The sequence below is a fragment of the Erysipelothrix piscisicarius genome, from assembly GCF_003931795.1.
Lineage (GTDB): Bacteria > Bacillota_I > Bacilli_A > Erysipelotrichales > Erysipelotrichaceae > Erysipelothrix > Erysipelothrix piscisicarius.
The window spans coordinates 1,503,887-1,524,588 of record NZ_CP034234.1; the positions used below are offsets into that span (position 1 = coordinate 1,503,887).

Here is a 20,702-nt window from a genome sequence, read left to right on the forward strand (position 1 = left end):
GTTCACCAAAAATTAACAAATCAAAAAAAAGAGGAATTACCCTCTTTTTTATTTAACACTAATCTTATTCGAAAGCTGTTCTTCAACTTTTGTCGGTAAAGTAATTGATAAGATACCGCGTTCGTAAGTTGCATCAATGGCATTTGCATCAACATCCGCAAAGCGAATTTGTCTTTTAACGCTCTTTTGATTTCGTGAACGATAGAAATAATTCTTTTCTTCTTTTTCTTCAGATGTGCGATGTTCTGCTTTAATAGATAAGATGTCACCACTAAATTCTACATCAATATCTTCTTTTTCAAATCCAGGCATCTCAATATCAACATGATAATTCCCAGATTCACGATAAATATCAATTCCGGTGCCAAAGCCTGCATTATTCATAAAATCATCACCAAATAAGCTTTCTAAAAGTGTTGTCGGTCTAACTGTTTGTTTCATATGTCCGCCTCCTATTTTAGCACTCGCTTATACAGAGTGCTATTACACCTTTAGTATATCACATTCATTAGCACTGTCAATACATGAGTGCTAATTCGTGAATAATTAGGGATACCTTTCTTGACACCATAATTAATCATGAGTATAATACCAATTAAATTAGGTGGCCCTAATTTAATATAGGAGGTCTTATAATGGCTATTTCAAAATCATTATTATCCGAATTCAAATCGGAATATCAAAATAATAAAACGGCGCGCACCCTTGAAAATGCAGTGACACACAGCGGCATTCACGATACTGCCGTCGATCACACACTCTCATCACGTTATCCTGATGCATTTTCTGTTCAGGCTAAAGGGGGTCACAGTACCAATCAGAAAGCAAGCGGACGTTGTTGGATGTTTGCATCACTAAACACAATGCGTGCTGATGTTCTGGGTTGTCTTAATGTTGATACCTTTGAATTCTCAGAAAGTTACCCTTTCTTTTGGGATAAATTAGAGAAGGCAAATTACTTCCTTGAAAGCATTATTGAGACAAAGGATGAACCAACTGATGGTCGCTTAATCCAACATCTACTCTCTGGTCCCATTCAAGATGGTGGTCAGTGGGATATGTTTAAAGGAATTTTAGAAAAATATGGTGTTGTACCGAAAGAAGTCATGCCCGAAACATATCACAGTTCAAACTCTGCCTTCATGAACAAAATCATCACGTCAAAACTGCGCGAATTTGCTTATGAACTGCGCGAATCTGAAAAACCACGTAGCAAAGATGAAATGTTATATGAAATCTACCATATTTTATGTTTATGTCTTGGAACACCTCCAGAAACCTTTAGCTACGAGTATCATGATAAAGATGGTAATTATAAAAAAATCGACACCATCACACCTGTAGCGTTTATGAATGAATATGTTGGATGGAATCTTAAAGATAAAGTAAGCATTATCAATGCACCAACCGCTGATAAACCTTATGGAAAAGCATTTACAGTTAAATATCTTGGAACGGTGAAGGAAGCAGATCCCATCAAGTATGTGAATGCACCGAGTCAAATTTTAAAAGAAGCAGCCATCGCACAACTTCAAGATGGAAAACCAGTATGGTTTGGATGCGATGTTGGGCAAATGCACGATCGTGAAAATGGAATTATGGCTAAAGATGCCTTTGATTTCAAAGGCGTTCTTAATACTGAATTAAACCTTGATAAATCCGGTCGTCTTGATTATGGCGACAGTTTGATGACCCACGCCATGGTTTTCGTTGGGGTTAATCTGGATGAAAACGGAAAACCAACACGTTGGAACGTTGAAAACAGTTGGGGAACAGATCGTAATGCACGTAAAGGCTATTACACCATGACTGATGAATGGTTTGATGAATACAACTACCAAGTTATGGTCGACAAGAAATATGTACCGAAAGATTATCTTGCAGCCCTTGAAAGTGATCACGTCATTGAGCTTGAACCATGGGATCCAATGGGAGCTCTCGCCCTAGTGAAATAGTGGTTAAGATGATTGGAGATTTATCCACGTACTGACCGTCAAAAGAAAAACGTATCGAAGGATGGAGTAGTAAACTAAAAGTAGACAAGTAAAAAAGACTTGTCTACTTTTTTGTGTAATAATAAAATCAGAGATAAAACGGAGGTATTAATGATGGGAAGACCCAAAGGTGGATTAAATAATAAATGGACTTATGAGGATCGTATTAAAGTCGTTACACGTCATATTGATGAACATATAAGTGCTGCGAAACTATCACAAGTCCTAAAGGAACGATTAATGGTTGGATTGATCGATTCATGCGCGATGGTAAGGAGGGTTTAAAAAACAAGAAAAAGACAGGAAATCATTTTTCTGCGCTTCATACGAGTAAATCATTAACTGAGATCGAACGACTTCAACTCGAAATTCTAAAACGAGATATTGAGATTGCACGATTAAAAAAAGGGTACCAGGTGAAAGGAGTTGGTGTAAACAAGGAGTTCGTTACTTTAAAAGACAAGAATTCCAAATAGCACATGACTTATCTTTTAAACATCCGATTACGTTCATTCTTAGATTTATGAATTTGAACCGATCTGGTTATTACAAGTGGTTAAAGCATAAGAATGATCTCAATATTTATGAACAAAAAAGAGCGATTCTTAGCTTTGTGATTAAAGACTGGCATCGCCGTTTTCCAAGTTATGGTTATCATGATATCGCTGCAGTCATGAGAAAGCAAAGTGATTTAGGGATTGAATTTTCCGATAATTTAATCCACAAGTGTTGCAAGTTTTTAAATATTAAATCAAAAGTTAAACACTATTCCTATAAAAAACCTGGAACACAAAGTCGAATTTATCCTAATATTATAAAGAATCAATGGAGGGCAACCAAACCTTTAGAAATTATTGTTTCAGATATGACACATATTCGAAACAAAGGGATTAATTATGAATGGACTTTAATGGTTGATACCTTTAACAATGAAATTATCAGTTCTGCATTATCGCGTACAACTGGTGATCCTAAGCCTTACTACAAGTGTCTCGAGGATCTCCTTGCGCTACTTAAGGATAATAAAAAAACAGCTCCCACGATTCTTCACACAGATCAAGGAGCTGTCTACCACTCTAAAGCTTTCGCTAAAGCGCATGAAAATTATAACATAATTAGATCTATGTCGCGAGCTGGAACACCTACAGATAATCCAATTATCGAATCATTAAATGGATGGATTAAAGCAGAAATGGCGTGTGATTATCAATACTGGTCCGTAGATAACTTTGAAAATTTTATCGAAGAATATGTACATTATTTCAATTTTGAAAGACCTGCTTACTGTTTAAATTACAAAACCCCTATCCAATAAAAACCCCTATCCAATATAAAATGGATAAGGGTTTCTAGTCTTTTATTAATGTCTACTTTTGTTTGAAAACTCCACTTCGAAGGAAGTGTTTTCTTTTTATGCTTCTGTTGTATGATCGCGAGGAAAATTCATCACAACTTTAAAAACATCGCCATCGACCGACCAATTCGCTATCCCACCAAGTTGTTCAATGGTTTTACGAACAATCTTAAATCCAAGACCACGAGAACCTTTATCCGTGGTTTTTGTGCTCTCCAGATTCTCGTGATAATTGCCATCAAAACGATTTGAAATCATCACATCGATCCAATGATCCCGAAGCTTCGATTTAACCTTGATAAACCGTTGTTCTTCAGGAAGCATAAGCGTCGCCTCATGCGCATTTTTAAGCAGATTTGTAAAGATACGAACGACCTCGAGTTCTGTTAACGCAACCGTTTGATCACAATAAAGCATACACTCAAAGGTTATGCCTTCATTATTACACGTATTCGCGAACTCCTGCATAATCGCATCCAACAAACTATCGTTTGAATAAGTTGGATGCGTAGTTAAGCCATCTGACATTTGTACACCCATCTCATCCAAAATATGAATCGCCGTCTCATAATCATTTTTCCTCAACAACGCATTAATGGTGGATAAGGTATTTTTATAATCGTGACGAAACTCTCGAAAAGACTGCGTATACACTTGATACGACTTATAATGCTTTACTTGCATATCCAATTGTTTTTGTAGGGCTACGGTTTGCTTTTCGTATTCCAAGGCTTCACATGACCGTACGGAGTTCGCCACAACAATTGCCGCAACCCCCATAACCACAACACATGTAAAAAGATACATCAACGTAAACCATTGATCATTGGCAGTATAGCGACTTCCAAACCCGACAATGGTCAAATAAAATCCCAAAGATAACTTTGTCACGGTCACAAATAAAACCTGATCCGTATTGCGAAACAACGCTTGAATTCGCGCTGTCGTAACAGAATAGCGTTGGAGCATAAGAAACAAAATAATGACAAAAATACATGTGGTTTGAAAACTGATCATATCACTCATCGATCCCGATGCAATAAGACGAATTGGGATTCCAGATAGAAGTGAATACATCCCAAATACAAAACCACGTACAGTATAGAAGTAAAAGACATGACGCACCGTCGCATATGCAGCCAACGTGCTTGATATTTTATATATAATCTTAAAACTAATAAACATAACTAAAAGCATAAAGAGATAGCTAATATAAGTTTCAAAAACAAATTGTCGTGAAAACAAAACCAACATAGAACTCATTACCATACAAATACCGAGTGAGATATTTCCGTAAGATCGCATTTCTGCATGATCTTTTAGAAAGTATACAGACAGATAGGTGTAGAAATAGTAGGTAATCGTAGAGGTAATTGCGAGTATCAGGTACATCATGCGCTAATCCCAGTTTTTCTCTACAAAGTCATTAAAACTCTGCTTCACATCACTTTGGTAAGCTTTTCCAATCGGCAACTCTTCACCATTTTCAAGACGTAACGATTGATTTTTAAAGAGCACGATATGGTTTAAATTAACCAGGTACGAACGATGAACCCGAACAAAATTTCGATTCGCCAAACGTGTAGTGAGTCGATCCATCGTTTCATAAAAATCAAAATATTCATCTTTGTTGAAATGGACACGCATCACACGACGATATATTTCAAAGTGAGAAATATCTTTAAAGGGAATGCGACGAGACTCCGCCCCAAAATTACAATCAAAAAAATCTCCCGACCGTTTATCAATCTGTGTCAAAGCTTGTCCTAATACGGTACGAAAACGAGTATCATCGGTATACTGCTTTATGAGATAATTGAATGAGCCCACATCAAAGGCATCAAAAACAAAATCAGATGACGAGGTTAGAAAAATAATTTGCGAATTATAACCCATCGCACGAATTTGCTTCGCAACCTCTACACCATTTAGTTCATCCATAAAAACATCCAGAAAGATTATATCTGGTTCTTCATAATGATCCGTTAATTCAAAAATTAAATCTTCACCACGAGAAAACGAGCTCAACTCCACCTCAACCCCTCGTGACATTGCATAACGCTTAATTAAGTAACGATACTTTTCGATAATAGCATTATCATCGTCACATAGGACAATACGTATCATACAAGAACCCCCTATTCATTTATAGTATTATATCATGTTGCGTGTAAAGAAACACAAATCGCCGAATATATAGTCCATATTCACCTTTATTTTATCTAATTTTCATAAAAGTTTTATGCTCACAATTTCCACCAAATTTGAACACACAGATTTCATAACCCCCATATTTAATTTTCATATTGGTATGGTATTCTTTCTCAAGAAAGGATGAGATCTATGAGGAAAGGCAATCAAATCACACTCCTGTTCTTATTGTTTGCAGTTTTAATTGGATGCCAGGCTACCCACCAAACACCCACACTCATCACGGACAAATCATCAATTAACCATCCATTTATCGTTACCTACGTTACCGGTAAATTTTCCGATTATGGATACTCCGTAAATCAAGATGAACAAATTAAAATCTACAAGGACAGCGACACACAGTGGACCTTTAGCCAAACAGCCCCTGACAACACCGAAAATATCATCACTGTCATGTGGGATGGACAATCTGAGATTGCGGAAACAATCTTTGTGCAAGTAGCGAATAAGGTGGTATTTAAACGATAAAAAAAGACGGAATTATTGTTCCGTTTTTTTTCGCTTAAAAATCTGTAATATAAGAGTAAATATCTTGTCTAACGCTCTTTTTCATCTTAAAAATAACATTTACAATCGGTAACACTTTATTTTTGGCTGTTATGGTAGTTTCTGAAATTTTTATCGGTTCCATTTCGCCTAAATAGAAAAATTGTCCCTGCTCGGAATCTTCTTTTTTTACGAATAATGAGATAAGTGTATTATTTTTTTTGAAATTTTTTATCGCTTCAATTTCCGGTCCAGTAATTCTGACATTGTTTCTGCTCATCCAACTAAATGTATTTTGATCAATGAATTTGTCATCATAACGAATCGATTCATCAATTTTATTGTCTTTATGACAAGTAACAAAAATTGGAATTGTATTGTTCTTCACCATATACCCATAAACCGCAGCAGATGAATCCTTTTTCCAATTAAATAACCAACACATGTCTTTACGTGTATATCGTTCATATAAAACCATACCGGATTCAATATTTCTTTCTATATATTTTTCACGATAATTAACTAAACCCAAATCGATAATCCCTCTTAAGTGAAAGAATAGGGTACCCAGATTTTCTGAGGATCTTAATTCAGCATTCAAAGACCAATTATTGTTTTTTTCAATAATGATTGGCTTGGCACCATACTTCATAAATAGATCAGACTTCACAAAACCTAACTGCAACATATTTATCGTAGAATCATACTCAAGTTCACTCCTGCAAACATCTCGAACCATCTTGTCATTTATGGTTCCCTTATTTAATATTTTCTCGAGAACTCTTAATTCAGTATCTCTTTTTCCAGATGATATTTCCTTTGATAACATGGTTAAGATTCCAATTTCATAATCGGAAAGTATTCCTTCGTATGTCTTATCAATTTTCTTAAGGAACGTGTAATAGTTTCCATATAGAGACGATTTGATAAATAATTGAGGATCTATCGATTTTTCAGTAATAAATTCTTGTAGTGCCGGAACTCTCCCGAGTCTATACTTTAAGTTATTATATTCTAACCGCAAATGCTTCGTCGCCGAAAAGTTTGTACTATCAATTGTTTTATAGATTTGGGTCAATGCAGTTTTATCAAATTCGACTGTTGAACTGCCTGGAATCGTGCTCTTTCCACCAATTAGATACTTCTTAATTTCATCCTTAGAATAGCTTTGATTTCCTGATAACGCTATTGGAATCATATAGTTATTAGAATAATTACCGATAAAAAATCAATTACAACAACATAGTCTTTATTTTTTGATAATCGAAGACCTCGACCAAGTTGTTGTATAAATACAATCGCTGACTCCGTCGAACGAAGCATTACGATCTGATTGATCTCCGGAATATCAATTCCCTCGTTAAAAATATCTACCGTTAAAATATAATCTAGATCGCCATCATCAGAAGTGAGACGTATGATCGCATTTTCTCGCTCTTGTTGGGAATTTTTTCCAGAAAGTGAAATAGTTCTGAGTCCCCGCATATTCAATTTTTTTGACAATTCAGATGCCTCATCATTTGTGCTACAAAACATCAGTCCTTTAAGCTTATTACCACAATGTCCATAGTACTTTGTATACTTTAAAATATGCTCGATACGGTCATCTGAAACCAATTGCCCAAACCGGCTATGATCATTAATAATTTCTCCATCGATTTTCAAATCTGTAATACCAAAATAATGGAATGGCACTAACATATTCTCTTCGAGAGCCTTTTGAAGACGTATTTCATATGCAATATTATAGTCAAACAACTCAAAAATATTTAAAGAATCACCTCGCTCTGGCGTTGCGGTCATTCCTAAAATAAACTTAGGTTTAAAGTATTCCATAACATTGATATACGTATTCGCTGCGGAACGATGCGCTTCATCAATGACAATATAGTCGAAATCATCTACCTTAAAATTCTTGAGTGTTTGTGGTTTTGAAATCGTCTGAATGGTCGTAAACAAATAATCAAACTGATCGTCCTTATAATTTCCGGTATATAAACCCATCGTTCTATCATCAATGATCGATTTAAATGTATCCATAGCATCTCTTGCTACTTGTTGTCTGTGAATGATAAACAACATTCTCTTAGGTTTCATTGCTTTAACGTCAAAAGCCGCCAAAAATGTTTTTCCCGTACCAGTAGCTGAAATCACAAGTGCTCTAGATGCACCAGATATTCTTAACTGTCGAAGATTTTCTAACGCTTCACTTTGCATCTGATTTGTCTTTATTGTCTCAGATAATTGATTTAAATCTTCTATTTGCTCTTTAATCTGTTGATGCACATAGTACTTTTTCTCATATGCGTCGATCCATGTGTTGGATAGATGAGTAGAATTATTCCATAAGTAATCAAATTCATCAATAGAATCCCTATATATTTTTCCATCTTCAAGTGAACTCAACTTGATATTCCACTCGTTATTTGTTGTTAATGCACCTTGCGTTAGGTTTGAACTCCCTACAATTAGATTAGAATATCCTTCATGATGGAAAATATAACCTTTTGAATGGAGGGGTTTATGCTCATGTACCCGAACTTCTAGATTCGGATATGAAAGTAGTTTTCTAAAAACACATGGACTATTAAAAAACAGATAGGATGAGGTTATTATTTTTCCTTTAATATTATGTTCTATGCAATGCAACATTTGATTAGCAAGGATGCTTAAACCCCCTTCAGTTACAAATGCAACGGTTATCTTAAATTCATGGCAACTTAAAAGTTCTTTTTGAATTGACGTTAAAACTTTTTCACCACGTCTATAATCATTTATTAGTAAGTTTGTTAGTAGTTTTTCATTTGATAAGAGCGTGTTATCTAAATATGATGTTTCTAAACTACCTTTGAGTAATACTGCTAGTTCCATATATTTATTCCCCCATATTTATTTATAGTTTATCACTTTTAATAATACTTTGTGCAATTTTAAAACCTATAGCAACCCCAGTAGTCAGTCCTGATGACCCCAATCCACTTGCTTGATATACACCCGGTTCACCCTCTACTTCCCCGTAGAAAGGACTAAAATCCGAACTCACTGCGCGTGTTCCTACGCGTACGTGATCAATTTCAAGTCTATCTATTTCTGGAAAGTGTTTCTTCGCCTCATTTTTGAGATATTCACTTGAATTCGGATCAATATCTAGATTAAATCCTTTTTCATTTTCATGGGTTGCACCAATGACTAATTGTCCTTGATTTCCATAAAGAAAGTCAATTTCTCCCTGTGGCATAAATACGGGATAGTTATGATTGGGTTCGAGGATATTCTTGAATTCTATAAGTTGTCCTTTTTGCGGTTTCACACTGAGTTCCTTATTTGGAAATTGTTCTTGTAACCAAGCCCCACAAGCAAGGATAACTGCATCATAAGCTTGACCATCAACGATAAGTCGATCTTCTTGACGTGACCAATAGACGCGTTTATTGATTACCGTTAAACGCTCAGCTTCTTTCTGTAATGTCTCGATCAGTTTTAAGCCATCGACCTGTGCTCCACCTGAAACACAAAGTGCTCGATCACATTGAATAGAGGGCGGTAACTTTTCTTGCAGTGCTTCGCCTTCTAAAATTTCCACTTCCCCCATCTCAGGTGCGTCGATGCGACGTTGTAATGCAATGTTGTAGAGCTTATCTAATAATAATTTATCATGTGTTATAAGTGCGCCACTTTGACGATAATAGGATGTATCATTGAGGTCTTTATTTAATCTTTGATAGAATGCTGCCCCTTCACGTGCAAGTTGATACCATTCCTGGTTGCGACGTTGGCTAACCCAAGGACAAATAATCCCTACTGCTGCTTTGGTTGCTTGGCCCGTTGGGTCATCATATAGGGTAACGTGGTTTCCATGTTTACTTAAATAATAGGCAGCTGTAGAACCTACAATGCCACCACCAATAATTGCGATTTTTTTCATCTTTTATCCCCTTCATATCTCTTATACTAGTGTATCAAAATATCCCGGTTATGTAACAAAATTGTAACTTTCGTCATAAGTTCAAAATTATGATGTATACTTTGTACTATAACACTAGTATAGTGTTGATTTTTCTTTCGAATAAATTTATAGTTATAAATAGATTACGGAGTATCGCTATGCAAAATAAAAAAGGTCTAACGACACAGCAAGTAAAACAACTAACTCTGGAAGGTAAGATTAACCGCCTTCCCAAACCCGAAATTAAAACAAATGCGCAAATCATTTTAAGTAATGTATTTACGCTTTTTAACTTATATAACATTATTATCGCATCCGCACTTGTATATGTAAAAGCATGGACGAGTTTATTTTTTATGGGTGTTATTATTTCCAATACATTTATGTTTATTTTCCAGGAAATACGATCACGAAATTTAATCAGCAAACTCAATATTATTATCTCTCCAAAAACAACAGTTATTCGTGATGGTAAACGCCTTGAACTGGATAACGAAGAAATTGTCCTTGGTGATTTAGTCTATTATGAAGCTGGAAATCAAATTAGTGCTGATGCACGAATTGTGGATGGAGCAGTGGAAGTCAATGAATCCCTTCTTACTGGCGAGGTTGATCCAGTAGATAAATCAATTGATGCGGAAATTCTATCGGGAAGTTTTATTGTTAGTGGTGCATGTTATGCAGAGATTATCCATGTTGGAAAAGATAACTATGCAATCAAAGTAACTTCTGCGGTCAAAACAAATCGTGTCATTTCGTCAGAACTTCTCAAAACATTTAAAACTGTTACAAAAATTACAAGTTTCTTTATCATTCCCATTGGTGCCATTTTACTATACCAAGGGCTTATACTTCGAGGACAAGCTTTTGATTCAGTAATTGTTAATACCGCAACCGCGCTACTTGGTATGCTTCCACAAGGTTTGGTACTACTCACTACCTTAGTCCTTATTGGAGCCGTCTTAAAACTTGGTTCTCAGAAAACTCTTGTACAAGATTTATACGCAATTGAAACGTTGTCGCAATCCAGTGTCTTATGTTTGGATAAAACAGGAACTTTAACTCATGGCGTAATGAAAGTAATTCATGTAGAAACTCTTGATGAAATCCTTTATGAATACATGAGTTCATATATTGAAAATTCAAACGATAACAATGCTACATCTGCAGCAATTAAGGATTATTTTGAAGTCATTCCGACACAGCTTCAAGCGGTAGAGCAAATCCCGTTCTCATCAGCGCGCAAGTGGGCAGGGATGAATTTCTCAAACAATCATGCAGTCTTAGTTGGTGCTCCTGATATTTTACTACCAGGAACACGGATTCCCGAAAAAGTAGAGTCCTTGCGACGGGATGGTGCGCGCATTCTCTTGATTTGTGAATCGCTTTCACCCATTCATAAAGACAGTTCTCTTAAGGGAATCTTACCGCTCGCTTACATTGCTTTAGAAGATCCAATTCGTGATGACGCTTACGATGCCATCCAGTTCTTCCGTGAAAATGATGTTACGGCGAAAGTTATCTCAGGTGATAACGTAGAAACCGTTGCCGCGATTGCTCGCAAAGCGGGCATTGAAAACTATCAAACTGTGGTGGACGCACAATCTCTAAAAACTGAGGAAGACTTAACGGAAGCCATTCTTAATTGCAATGTTATTGGTCGAGCAACGCCAAATCAAAAACTGGATTTTGTACGGATCCTTCAAGAACATGGGGAGAAAGTTGCGATGACTGGTGATGGTATTAACGATGTTCTTGCACTTAAGAACTCTGATTGTTCGATCGCTATGGGAGAAGGTAGCGATGCAGCCTTGCATATCTCACAAATCGTTGTAATGGACGGACAACTTTCCACACTTGTAGATGTTGTGAAGGAAGGACGTATGGTGATCAATAACATCACCCGTTCCGCGTCCATGTATTACCTACGGACAATTCTAGCCATATTTATTGCGATTACCGCAGTTGTTATGAATGTTCCCTTTCCGTTTATTCCGTTCCAAATTACTTTAACCAATATGTTTATTGATGGATTCCCTTCGTTTATGTTGTTGTTTCAGCCAAGTTATGAACGCCCTAAAGAACGAATCCTCAATCATGTCTTACGTCATGCATTCCCAAATGCAATGACCATTATCCTTTTATGGCTCTTCCTCAATATTTTGGGAACTCACTTTGGATTAACAACAGAAGTTGTTGAAACGATGATGTACTTTATTAACGGTTATGTCTCCATCGGTATGATCTACCGTATCTATAAGCCACTCAACCTATACCGAACCATCGTTCTTATTATCAATGTCATTGGTTTTGGGCTTGCAACCAAACTATTCTGGCCACTCTTGGAACTACAACCACTCAGTCCAGAACATGCACAGTTTACAGCAATCTTGCTAATTGTTGCCATTCCAATTGTAATCATCATTCATAAACTAGCGCTAATGTATATCGATTACACCAATAATAAAAACAACTAAATACAAACCAACACCTTCCATCGTGGAGGGTGTTTTTTGGTTTAAACCTAGAAGTGTGCTATGATTAATGCAGAAAGGATTGATATTTTGAATGAATTGATCGAAGCAATTCATCATAATGACATTGATTCAGTTCAGACAATCCTTATCAACGACCCACACGTCGTATCTCACCCTTCAGGTGATCGTTTGCAATCCCCACTACAAGAAGCAATTCAAAACAGTCGTCTTGAAATTGCTCAGTTAATTATTGAAACAAAGGATAATGTTAACTTTATGGTTCAAGGTGAACTCGAACATTGGCAACAACCCATTTTACACGTTGCCATTAGTGAAGCCTTGAATCATTCACGTTATCCCCGACCTCAACGAGATGGCCCTAAAAACGATGGAGTTCTTTTTGACAAGCATCTTGCTTGTCTTAAACTCTTGCTTGATGAAGGCGCGGATATCCATGGTCAAGATTCATTTGGAAATACGCCTCTTATGCGAGCTGTTTTGGATGTGATTAATATTGATTTGGGAATTGTTGATTATGAATTTGAAGAAGATATTCGTCGTGTGTTCGGATTACTCATTGATAAGGGTTCTGACATTCGTGGAGCCACAAACACGCGTAAGTCTATTTTTGAACTGTACCGAAATCATAAAGTGATGAATTATATACCAAAAGGATGAGGATTTCACTCATCTTTTTTCTTATTTCCGTCGAATTTGGATATAATAGTCAAAATTAGGAGGTTTTATGGCACAAAATTAGTACACCGTAGTGATGTGAATCCTGAACATACATGGGATTTACGGGGTCTTTTTAAAACTGAAGATGACTACAATCGAACATTTGATTCACTTGAGAAAGAAGTGGATACATTTGTCTCAACTTATAAAGGGCAATTAAACACACCTGAGAATATTGTTGAAGCATTGGGTGTCTATGCACCAATGTATGAGAAAATGGTGCACCTAGGCACTTACAACAGCCTCAGTGCTTCTGCGGATCAATCCAATGAAGAAACAATTCAACGTTATGGTCTTTATGCAATTCGTACTACTGAAATTTCAAATAAGTTAGCGTTCTTTACATCTGAAATTTCGGGAAACGACAGTGAGACACTCGAAAATGCAGTACAACTCAACGATTTTAGTAAAGGGTTCTTAAAACAAATTCTTCGTGAAAAACCACATGCGCTTTCACCTGAGGTAGAAGCCGCTGTAACCGCATTAAATGCTGCATTGGATGCTCCTTACAGCATCTATAATCGTGGTAAACTTCAAGATATGAGTTTTGATGATTTTGAAGTCAATGGCAAATCATACCCAAACAGTTTTGTCCTTTTTGAGGGCGAGTGGGAATATGAAATTGACCACGATGTACGTCATAAGGCATTTGAAGAGTTCTATGGAAAACTTGCGGAGTACCAACATACCTTCGCAGAGGTGTATCAAACCCAAGTTCTTAAGGAAAAAGCACTTTCAACCCATAAGGGATTCGATTCAGTCATCGATTATCTGCTCTTCGATCAAGAAGTATCACGAGATATGTATGATCGTCAAATTGATTTGATTACTGAACATCTTGCACCACATATGCGTAAATACGCGCAATTACTCCAATCTGTTCATGGTTTGGATACGATGTCATTTTATGATTTACTCATGCCATTAGATCCAGGGTTTGAACCCGATATTTCAATTGAAGCATCGCGCGAGAAATTACTTGAAGGGTTAAGCATTCTTGGTGAAGATTATCTCGCCATGGTAAATCGAGCATTTGATGAACGTTGGATTGATTTCCCACAAAATATTGGAAAATCAACCGGGGCATTCTGTTCAAGTCCATATGGGGCACATCCTTATGTTCTCATTAGTTGGACTGAACGTATGCGTGAAGTCTTTGTCTTAGCTCATGAGTTAGGACATGCAGGTCATTTCTACCTTGCCGGACAAAATCAGAATATTTATGATACACGCCCTTCTCTATACTTTATCGAGGCACCCTCAACGATGAATGAACTCATCATGGCAAATCATCTTACGACACAATCGGATGATCCCCGCTTTAAACGTTGGGTATTATCAACGATGATCAGCCGTACCTACTATCATAATTTTGTTCCCCACCTCCTTTAAGCTGCCTATCAGCGTGAAGTATACCGTGCCGTTGATGCCGGTAAACCACTTTCAACTGCAGGACTTAATGCGATGAAACGATCGGTACTTGAAGCGTTTTGGGGTGATGTTGTCATGATTAATCCTAATGTGGAACTCACATGGATGCGTCAACCACATTACTATATGGGTCTATACCCATACACTTACAGTGCTGGATTAACCATCGCAACTGAAGTCAGTCAAAAAGTCTTGAACGGTACTTTAGATATCGAACGATGGAAAGATGTTTTAAAAGCTGGTGGAACCAAAACGCCGCTGGAACTGGCACAAATGGTAGATGTTGATCTTTCAACCGATGCACCGCTCCGTCATACAATAGAGCATATTGGTGCGATGATTGATGAAATTGTCGACCTTACCGAACAAATGAAGTAATTCAAAAAAAAGCCGAAGCATCACGACGATGTCTCGGCTTTTTTTAGGTTGTTTGTTGGGAATCTTCAATAATCACCAGTAAAGCATTGCAGAGTTTGTCGTAGCCTTCATCATTTCGATATGCAAGGTCCATGTCATAATCTGCTAGCAATGCTTTTTCCGCAATTTGACCCGTTTCAACACGTTGGGCTGTTTGACCACTTTTTCGAATTGCTTTAATAATATCCAAACATTCATGAATGGTCGTGCCGGATAAGGCTTTTTGTTTTTTTATAAATTCTGTGATGTTATCACAATACGCTTCAAAATCATCATTCCAATGTTTATTTTCATGCGCTTGTGCTTCAGTACGTAAACGCTGAATTTGGTTTAAAACTTCACCAAACACATGATCACCTTCGGGTATAAGATTGGCTAATTTTTTATTACAAGGTTCCATAAATAATAAACCTCCTTTAGTAAAATATACCATGATTGTTTCCTTAAATTCACATCATTTTTAAAGATTCAAAGGAATTCATAGGTACAATTTTAAAAAGGAAACTGATTGAGGTATGCATCCAAACTCATATTGGCCTTGATGATTTTTTCTGAAATTGCGCCTACATAACGATAATGCCAAGGTTGAAATGCATAACCTGTTTCCGCTTCTTTTCCTTCTGGATATCGGAGAATAAAGCCAAATTGATACGCATTGTTTTGAAGCCATTGATACGCTTGGGTCTCAACGAACGCCATCTCATTCCACGTTTCAATGTCATCACCACCGATATCAAATCCATACCCACTTCGGTGTTCCGAACAGCCATCTTGACCACCATAACGATGAGCTCGTTCAATGCCATACCGTTCCTTATTACCTTCATACAATTGATTTTGGAATTCATGGGTGTGATAACTGCTGATTTTGGTTAAAACTACACCTTCTTTAAGAGCAGCTGCTTGCATGTATAAAAATTGATTTTCAGCTTCATAGCGCGGTCCAGGTTCATAACTTGGTGGTAAACAATGACCACGATCAACAATTAACAGCCCTTTGCGATAAACACGGGCTCCTTCGTCCATTTGATAGACATCATCCAATTCCTTAGCGAATGCATTTAGTTTGTCTTCAAACTGTTTCAATTCCTCCATGGTTTGAATGCTTCCCAAATGATCTTTAAGTTCGAGATATGCCATGCGATGAGTTGAAAGCACATCACGCTGTTCATAAAACTTCAAGACACGCATGTAATCATCGATTAAATCAACGCCTTCTAGCGTCACGTCATTTTGAATAATGGGTTCGGTCATTTCAGGTTTGGCTGAATTACAACCCGTAATCAGGAAAAAGAGAATTCCTACGATAATTTGATATTTTTTCTTCATATCCCTATTCTATCGTATTCAACTCATAAAAAAAAGGATTCCGAAGAATCCTTAATGGGATTATTTTTGGTATCCAATAACCCCACGGCATATTGTTGTTTGTACATTAATATCATCATCACAAATGACAAGGTCTGCGTCTTTATTGATCGCAATGCTTCCTTTGCGTCCAAAGATTTCTAAGTGTTTCGCAGCATTTTCTGATGACATCTTCACGAGATCATGCATAGGTGCGCCCGTAAAGTGTTTGATGTTACGTACTACAAAGTCCATTTCCGCTACCGAACCTGCAAGAGATCCTGTTGCAATACGGCATTCTTTCCCTTTTTTAATAACTTCTTGACCACCAAGGTCATAATTACCATCGGGAAGTCCTTTCGCACGCATTGAGTCTGTAATCACGATAAAGTTTTCGGCACCCTTAATTTGGTATGTCGCTTTCACAACATCCGGATTTAAATGAATACCATCACAGATCATTTCGGCTTTAAGTGTTGGATTCATAAAACCCGCTGTAACAGCACCGGGTTCACGGTGATGGTGTGGTTTCATCGCATTATGGAAGTGTGTTAAGTTTGAAAGACCATTTTCAATTTCATCTTCAATTTGTTGGCATGTTGCATCGGTATGACCTGCAGATGGCACAACATTTAACGAACGTAAGTGATCGGTAAATCCAATTTCTGCTTCTTCAGGTGCATACGTAATCACTTTAATCATCCCTTCTGAGACATCCCAGAAATGATCAAATGCTTCAAGTGTTGGTTTTAAAACATATTTAGGATTTTGAGCTCCAATATGTTTTGCGGAAATGAAAGGCCCTTCTAAGTGAATCCCTACAATTTCTGCTTCTCCAGGTTTATTATGATTTTTCGCATACTTTACAATCTCACCCAAAGCTTTTTCTACCGCTTCAACGGATTGCGTCATCGTTGTAGCACAATAAGAAGTTGTTCCTTCTTTTGGTAAGAAACGTGCAATGGTTGCGACTGCTTCTTCAGTTCCATCCATATTATCAGCACCGTTTGCACCATGAATGTGTTGATCAATGAACCCTGGTAAAACATTCATTCCCTTTGCATCCACAATTTCTCCCGAGTAAGCGGGAACATTTTCCATTAAACCAAATGCCTTAATGGTTTCATTTTCTGTAAGCACATAACCGTTTTCGATTACGCGGTCTTCTAAATATATACGTCCGTTTATAATTAACATCGTAATTCCTCCTTGTAACCTTTGTTTACCATCTAATTATAGCACTCTTAATTCGTAACACAATTATAATAAACATTAGTTTTGTTGTTGTTTTGGTTTGCTTTATTGATTCGAACCCTTATAATATATGGGAGAAAGAAGAGAGGTTATTCAATATGAAATTATATGTTGTGGAAAACAGCGATGCAGGAGCAGCGTTAGGTTTCGAACTCATTAGTAAAGAATTAAATGAAGGAAAATTAAATGTATTCGGTTTAGCTACAGGGAGCACACCGATTTCATTCTACGATAAAATTACCGCAAGTGATTTAGATTTCTCAAATGTTATCTCAATTAACTTGGATGAATATATTGGTATTGGAGCAGATCATGATCAAAGTTACCATTATTTCATGAACAAGCATTTCTTCAGTAAAAAACCATTTAAGATTAACTACTTACCAAATGGTTTAGAAGAAGATGCGGAAAAAGAATGCAAACGTTATGATGAGATTATTGCTTCAAATCCAATTGATGTTCAAATTTTAGGACTTGGAATCAATGGTCATATTGGTTTTAATGAGCCAGGGGCATCATTTGAAGGATTAACACAAAAAGTATCACTTAGAGAATCTACCATTGAAGCCAATGCACGTTTCTTCGAAACGAAAGAAGACGTTCCACGTTATGCATATTCAATGGGAATTAAATCCATTATGTCAGCTCAAAAAATCGTATTATTTGCTTATGGCGATGCGAAAAAAGATGCTGTATACAATATGATGGAAGGAACACCAACTGAAGACTGTCCTGCAAGTGCACTTCAAAATCACGATGATGTAATTGTCATTGTTGATAAAGCTGCAGCTGCTTTACTTGACCTTTCAAAATATCAATAAGACCGGAAACGGCCTTTTTTTTTCGAATAAAAAAGAAAGCTTATGCTTTCTTTACAAATTCTGATTTGAGACTCATGGCACCAAAGCTTTCGATGCGACAATCTATATTGTGATCGCCCTCCACAAGTTTAATGTTTTTCACTTTAGTACCTTGTTTCAATGCACTGGATGCCCCTTTAACTTTGAGGTCTTTAGTGATGACGATATCATCTCCGTCCGCAAGCACCGTTCCATGTGCATCTTTGACTACAAGCATTGATTCTTGAGTGCTCAAGGCATTCCATTCATGACCACATTCTGGACATACGAATAAATCTCGATCTTCATAAGTGTACTCGGAAGTACACTGAGGACAATTTGGTAATGTCATTGTATCGCTCCTTTATTTCTTCTTATCTATTTATGAGTATACCGTGGAACGCTAAGAGTTGCAAATTAGACTTGAAGTTAGACGGTTAATAATTTATAATGCTATTTGTATTGTTACCTTGAGAAGTTGCTCCATTTTATGGGATTGGCCTCACATAAAATTCTTTTCAAGAATAGTATATTTTAAAAGGAGATTCATACTATGATCGGAATTATCGTTACAGGTCACGGAAGATTTGCAGAAGGTTTATCTTCATCCGTTGAACTTATTGCAGGTGCACAACCTCAATATAAGAGTGTTTTATTTTTAGAAGAAGCTGGTCCTGAAAAATTATCAAGCGATCTTAAAGAAGCGATTGCTGAAGTAAATACAGGTGAAGGTGTTTTTGTCTTTACAGATTTAAAAGGTGGTACACCTTTTAAAGAATCCGTAATGATCGCAATGAACCAAACTGATGTTCATGTTCTTGCAGGAACAAACCTACCAATGCTCCTTGAAGCAAGTTTAATGCGTTTAAGTGAGCCTGCTGTTTACGACTTTGAGAAATCACTTGCTGAAACAGGTGCTTCCCAAGTTGAACTCTTTGAAATGCCCGAAGCAGATGACGCTTCTGACGATTTCTCAGACGGAATTTAATTATATACATCAAAAGGTCCCCGCATTAGCGAGGACCTTTTTCTTGTGTATAGATTTTTTGCGCATATTCACTTGGGGCAAAGCCAAAGTGTTGTTTAAACTTCCGCGAGAAATAATGAATCGAACTGAATCCAAGTTTTAAAGCAACATCCGTAATCGGATACTTGCCTTCAAGGATTAAATGTTTCGCACGTTCAAGTTTTTGTTCATTGATATACTGTTTTGGTGGCATATCAAAGTACTTATTAAAAAGTAATTGTAAAGCAGAACGGGATATCGCAAATTGATTGCAGATGTCTTCAACGGATAAAGGTCGATGAATGTTTGCTTGAATATATGTATAAATTTCATCCATCATTTCATTTTCAAAATTAACTTGAATGGGGTTGGATGTGTTGTGGCTTCTTGTTGGTTCATCGTATTGAAATAGAAGAATCATAATTTCTTGAAGATATGAAACCATCAGATCTTTCGCAAAAGGACTTTGTTCTTGTTCAAGAATGGTGCATTGGCGAATAAAATGATTCATTAACGTATACAGTTCATTACCACAACTCATAACACGATTTTGAATGTGTGCAATGGATTTGGGGAGCATATTCATATCGAACATAATGGTTAGGTATGAACATGCATTTTCTCCCAATACCGATTGAGTATGGAATTGACCTGGAAAGTATAAAATCATTTCTTGGTTTTCTAAAGGAAAGGATTTACCTTCAATTTCTGTTGTTAATACGCCTGCATCCACATACGTAAGTTCCCAATATTTATGGGTCTCACCTTCAAAGTGATAATTTTTTTCCTTTACATTGTAGTAATAGGAATAGATTTCACTGACACTAAATTGTGGTTTGATGGAAACATATTCAATTTCCGCTTCCAAACTGGTTTCAATCATGGTTGGTTGTCCTTCAGTTTGATAGGATATTTCAACCATTGCACTTTGGGTAATTGGCATCAAAGCATAACGAATGTGAGGGTGAATTACTGCCGTTCGATGAATAACAAACCGTTCGCGATTTCCTTCCGCATCCTCAACCAAGATAACCGCAATGCCTTCCACAACACGAATGTTTGTTTCCTCTGAGACAGCTGTAAGCGCATTGGTTTTTTTATTTTCTAGAATTTTTGAAATGACCGGATAGGTGCTGGGTTTATCGGTTGCATGACCGTATTTTAAAAACTGCGGTCATGTAGTTTTTTGATACATTGCT

The 20,702-nt window shown here is 36.8% G+C and carries 22 protein-coding genes; 11 read left to right on the forward strand and 11 right to left on the reverse strand.

The annotated features are described in order from the left end of the window. Positions 1-48: 48 nt before the first annotated feature. Positions 49-441: an Hsp20/alpha crystallin family protein gene (locus EEI45_RS07475; protein ID WP_125164751.1), complete on the reverse strand. Its 393-nt coding sequence runs from the start codon at positions 439-441 to the stop codon at positions 49-51. A 194-nt stretch (positions 442-635) separates the two neighbouring features. On the opposite strand from EEI45_RS07475, the gene EEI45_RS07480 reads away from it, so the two are divergent. From EEI45_RS07480 to EEI45_RS07490, 4 genes are all read left to right on the forward strand, one after another. Then, positions 636-1,955: a C1 family peptidase gene (locus EEI45_RS07480; RefSeq protein WP_125164752.1), complete on the forward strand. Its 1,320-nt coding sequence runs from the start codon at positions 636-638 to the stop codon at positions 1,953-1,955. Between the two features lie 150 nt (positions 1,956-2,105). After that, positions 2,106-2,279, forward strand: a complete 174-nt coding sequence (locus EEI45_RS08605) for a hypothetical protein (RefSeq protein WP_164503765.1) — start codon at positions 2,106-2,108, stop codon at positions 2,277-2,279. Continuing rightward, positions 2,255-2,470, forward strand: a complete 216-nt coding sequence (locus EEI45_RS07485) for an ArsR family transcriptional regulator (RefSeq protein WP_125164248.1) — start codon at positions 2,255-2,257, stop codon at positions 2,468-2,470. Before EEI45_RS08605 ends, EEI45_RS07485 begins: the two co-directional genes overlap by 25 nt. Then, positions 2,467-3,309 carry an IS3 family transposase gene (locus EEI45_RS07490; RefSeq protein WP_267128174.1) on the forward strand — a complete coding sequence of 281 codons (843 nt, stop codon included), beginning with the start codon at positions 2,467-2,469 and terminating at the stop codon, positions 3,307-3,309. The genes EEI45_RS07485 and EEI45_RS07490 overlap by 4 nt, the downstream gene beginning before the upstream one ends. Before the next feature lie 96 nt (positions 3,310-3,405). Here EEI45_RS07490 and EEI45_RS07495 read toward each other — a convergent pair whose 3' ends face one another. Next, positions 3,406-4,743: a sensor histidine kinase gene (locus tag EEI45_RS07495; RefSeq protein WP_125164754.1), complete on the reverse strand. Its 1,338-nt coding sequence runs from the start codon at positions 4,741-4,743 to the stop codon at positions 3,406-3,408. 3 nt (positions 4,744-4,746) lie between these two features. Next, positions 4,747-5,475 (reverse strand): LytR/AlgR family response regulator transcription factor, encoded by a 729-nt coding sequence (locus EEI45_RS07500; RefSeq protein ID WP_125164755.1) that lies wholly within the window; start codon positions 5,473-5,475, stop codon positions 4,747-4,749. Positions 5,476-5,691: 216 nt separating this feature from the next. On the opposite strand from EEI45_RS07500, the gene EEI45_RS07505 reads away from it, so the two are divergent. Next, positions 5,692-6,030 (forward strand): hypothetical protein, encoded by a 339-nt coding sequence (locus EEI45_RS07505; RefSeq protein ID WP_164503766.1) that lies wholly within the window; start codon positions 5,692-5,694, stop codon positions 6,028-6,030. Between the two features lie 34 nt (positions 6,031-6,064). Here the strand turns inward: EEI45_RS07505 and EEI45_RS09605 are convergent, their stop codons facing one another. Genes EEI45_RS09605 through EEI45_RS07520 form a run of 3 tightly spaced genes read right to left on the reverse strand, consistent with a single transcriptional unit; the run spans position 6,065 to position 9,973 of the window. Beyond that, entirely contained in the window at positions 6,065-7,246 is a 1,182-nt protein-coding gene (locus tag EEI45_RS09605) for a DUF3427 domain-containing protein (protein WP_228410318.1), read from the reverse strand. Then, positions 7,243-8,919 carry a DEAD/DEAH box helicase family protein gene (locus EEI45_RS09610; protein WP_228410319.1) on the reverse strand — a complete coding sequence of 559 codons (1,677 nt, stop codon included), beginning with the start codon at positions 8,917-8,919 and terminating at the stop codon, positions 7,243-7,245. The genes EEI45_RS09605 and EEI45_RS09610 overlap by 4 nt, the downstream gene beginning before the upstream one ends. A 22-nt stretch (positions 8,920-8,941) precedes the next feature. Continuing rightward, complete coding sequence (locus tag EEI45_RS07520) at positions 8,942-9,973, reverse strand: FAD-dependent oxidoreductase (RefSeq protein ID WP_125164757.1); 1,032 nt, start codon at positions 9,971-9,973, stop codon at positions 8,942-8,944. Between the two features lie 179 nt (positions 9,974-10,152). Here EEI45_RS07520 and EEI45_RS07525 point away from each other — a divergent pair, with 179 nt between their 5' ends. The 4 genes from EEI45_RS07525 (at position 10,153) to EEI45_RS09615 (ending at position 15,018) form a co-directional block, all read left to right on the forward strand. Then, entirely contained in the window at positions 10,153-12,471 is a 2,319-nt protein-coding gene (locus EEI45_RS07525) for an HAD-IC family P-type ATPase (protein ID WP_125164758.1), read from the forward strand. Between the two features lie 60 nt (positions 12,472-12,531). Further along, positions 12,532-13,149 carry an ankyrin repeat domain-containing protein gene (locus EEI45_RS07530; RefSeq protein WP_125164759.1) on the forward strand — a complete coding sequence of 206 codons (618 nt, stop codon included), beginning with the start codon at positions 12,532-12,534 and terminating at the stop codon, positions 13,147-13,149. A gap of 96 nt (positions 13,150-13,245) precedes the next feature. Continuing rightward, positions 13,246-14,601, forward strand: coding sequence for a M3 family metallopeptidase (locus EEI45_RS07535; protein WP_228410320.1), 1,356 nt, complete (start codon positions 13,246-13,248; stop codon positions 14,599-14,601). 72 nt (positions 14,602-14,673) lie between these two features. Continuing rightward, positions 14,674-15,018 (forward strand): hypothetical protein, encoded by a 345-nt coding sequence (locus EEI45_RS09615; protein WP_228410321.1) that lies wholly within the window; start codon positions 14,674-14,676, stop codon positions 15,016-15,018. Positions 15,019-15,061: 43 nt separating this feature from the next. Here the strand turns inward: EEI45_RS09615 and EEI45_RS07540 are convergent, their stop codons facing one another. From EEI45_RS07540 to nagA, 3 genes are all read right to left on the reverse strand, one after another. Continuing rightward, positions 15,062-15,457 carry a hypothetical protein gene (locus tag EEI45_RS07540; protein ID WP_125164760.1) on the reverse strand — a complete coding sequence of 132 codons (396 nt, stop codon included), beginning with the start codon at positions 15,455-15,457 and terminating at the stop codon, positions 15,062-15,064. A 92-nt stretch (positions 15,458-15,549) separates the two neighbouring features. Beyond that, positions 15,550-16,386 carry a M15 family metallopeptidase gene (locus tag EEI45_RS07545; protein WP_125164761.1) on the reverse strand — a complete coding sequence of 279 codons (837 nt, stop codon included), beginning with the start codon at positions 16,384-16,386 and terminating at the stop codon, positions 15,550-15,552. 60 nt (positions 16,387-16,446) lie between these two features. Further along, entirely contained in the window at positions 16,447-17,601 is a 1,155-nt protein-coding gene (nagA, locus tag EEI45_RS07550) for an N-acetylglucosamine-6-phosphate deacetylase (RefSeq protein ID WP_125164762.1), read from the reverse strand. Positions 17,602-17,756: 155 nt separating this feature from the next. Between nagA and EEI45_RS07555 the strand changes: the two genes are divergently transcribed. Then, positions 17,757-18,479 carry a glucosamine-6-phosphate deaminase gene (locus EEI45_RS07555; RefSeq protein WP_125164763.1) on the forward strand — a complete coding sequence of 241 codons (723 nt, stop codon included), beginning with the start codon at positions 17,757-17,759 and terminating at the stop codon, positions 18,477-18,479. Positions 18,480-18,519: 40 nt separating this feature from the next. On the opposite strand, the gene EEI45_RS07560 is transcribed toward EEI45_RS07555, so the two are convergent. Continuing rightward, positions 18,520-18,849 carry a zinc ribbon domain-containing protein YjdM gene (locus EEI45_RS07560; protein ID WP_125164764.1) on the reverse strand — a complete coding sequence of 110 codons (330 nt, stop codon included), beginning with the start codon at positions 18,847-18,849 and terminating at the stop codon, positions 18,520-18,522. A 201-nt stretch (positions 18,850-19,050) separates the two neighbouring features. Between EEI45_RS07560 and agaF the strand changes: the two genes are divergently transcribed. Then, entirely contained in the window at positions 19,051-19,485 is a 435-nt protein-coding gene (agaF, locus tag EEI45_RS07565; RefSeq protein ID WP_125164765.1) for a PTS galactosamine/N-acetylgalactosamine transporter subunit IIA, read from the forward strand. A 25-nt stretch (positions 19,486-19,510) separates the two neighbouring features. Here agaF and EEI45_RS07570 read toward each other — a convergent pair whose 3' ends face one another. Then, positions 19,511-20,551 (reverse strand): helix-turn-helix domain-containing protein, encoded by a 1,041-nt coding sequence (locus EEI45_RS07570; protein ID WP_228410322.1) that lies wholly within the window; start codon positions 20,549-20,551, stop codon positions 19,511-19,513. Positions 20,552-20,702 lie beyond the last annotated feature (151 nt).

Bases quoted from the DNA above. Each gene is read 5' to 3' on its own strand.
- EEI45_RS07475 (WP_125164751.1), bottom strand. From the start codon at position 441: ATGAAACAAACAGTTAGACCGACAACACTTTTAGAAAGCTTATTTGGT.
- EEI45_RS07480 (WP_125164752.1), top strand. From the start codon at position 636: ATGGCTATTTCAAAATCATTATTATCCGAATTCAAATCGGAATATCAA.
- EEI45_RS08605 (WP_164503765.1), top strand. From the start codon at position 2,106: ATGATGGGAAGACCCAAAGGTGGATTAAATAATAAATGGACTTATGAG.
- EEI45_RS07485 (WP_125164248.1), top strand. From the start codon at position 2,255: ATGCGCGATGGTAAGGAGGGTTTAAAAAACAAGAAAAAGACAGGAAAT.
- EEI45_RS07495 (WP_125164754.1), bottom strand. From the start codon at position 4,743: ATGATGTACCTGATACTCGCAATTACCTCTACGATTACCTACTATTTC.
- EEI45_RS07500 (WP_125164755.1), bottom strand. From the start codon at position 5,475: ATGATACGTATTGTCCTATGTGACGATGATAATGCTATTATCGAAAAG.
- EEI45_RS07505 (WP_164503766.1), top strand. From the start codon at position 5,692: ATGAGGAAAGGCAATCAAATCACACTCCTGTTCTTATTGTTTGCAGTT.
- EEI45_RS09605 (WP_228410318.1), bottom strand. From the start codon at position 7,246: ATGATTCCAATAGCGTTATCAGGAAATCAAAGCTATTCTAAGGATGAA.
- EEI45_RS09610 (WP_228410319.1), bottom strand. From the start codon at position 8,919: ATGGAACTAGCAGTATTACTCAAAGGTAGTTTAGAAACATCATATTTA.
- EEI45_RS07520 (WP_125164757.1), bottom strand. From the start codon at position 9,973: ATGAAAAAAATCGCAATTATTGGTGGTGGCATTGTAGGTTCTACAGCT.
- EEI45_RS07525 (WP_125164758.1), top strand. From the start codon at position 10,153: ATGCAAAATAAAAAAGGTCTAACGACACAGCAAGTAAAACAACTAACT.
- EEI45_RS07530 (WP_125164759.1), top strand. From the start codon at position 12,532: ATGATTAATGCAGAAAGGATTGATATTTTGAATGAATTGATCGAAGCA.
- EEI45_RS09615 (WP_228410321.1), top strand. From the start codon at position 14,674: ATGAAACGATCGGTACTTGAAGCGTTTTGGGGTGATGTTGTCATGATT.
- EEI45_RS07540 (WP_125164760.1), bottom strand. From the start codon at position 15,457: ATGGAACCTTGTAATAAAAAATTAGCCAATCTTATACCCGAAGGTGAT.
- EEI45_RS07545 (WP_125164761.1), bottom strand. From the start codon at position 16,386: ATGAAGAAAAAATATCAAATTATCGTAGGAATTCTCTTTTTCCTGATT.
- nagA (WP_125164762.1), bottom strand. From the start codon at position 17,601: ATGTTAATTATAAACGGACGTATATATTTAGAAGACCGCGTAATCGAA.
- EEI45_RS07555 (WP_125164763.1), top strand. From the start codon at position 17,757: ATGAAATTATATGTTGTGGAAAACAGCGATGCAGGAGCAGCGTTAGGT.
- EEI45_RS07560 (WP_125164764.1), bottom strand. From the start codon at position 18,849: ATGACATTACCAAATTGTCCTCAGTGTACTTCCGAGTACACTTATGAA.
- agaF (WP_125164765.1), top strand. From the start codon at position 19,051: ATGATCGGAATTATCGTTACAGGTCACGGAAGATTTGCAGAAGGTTTA.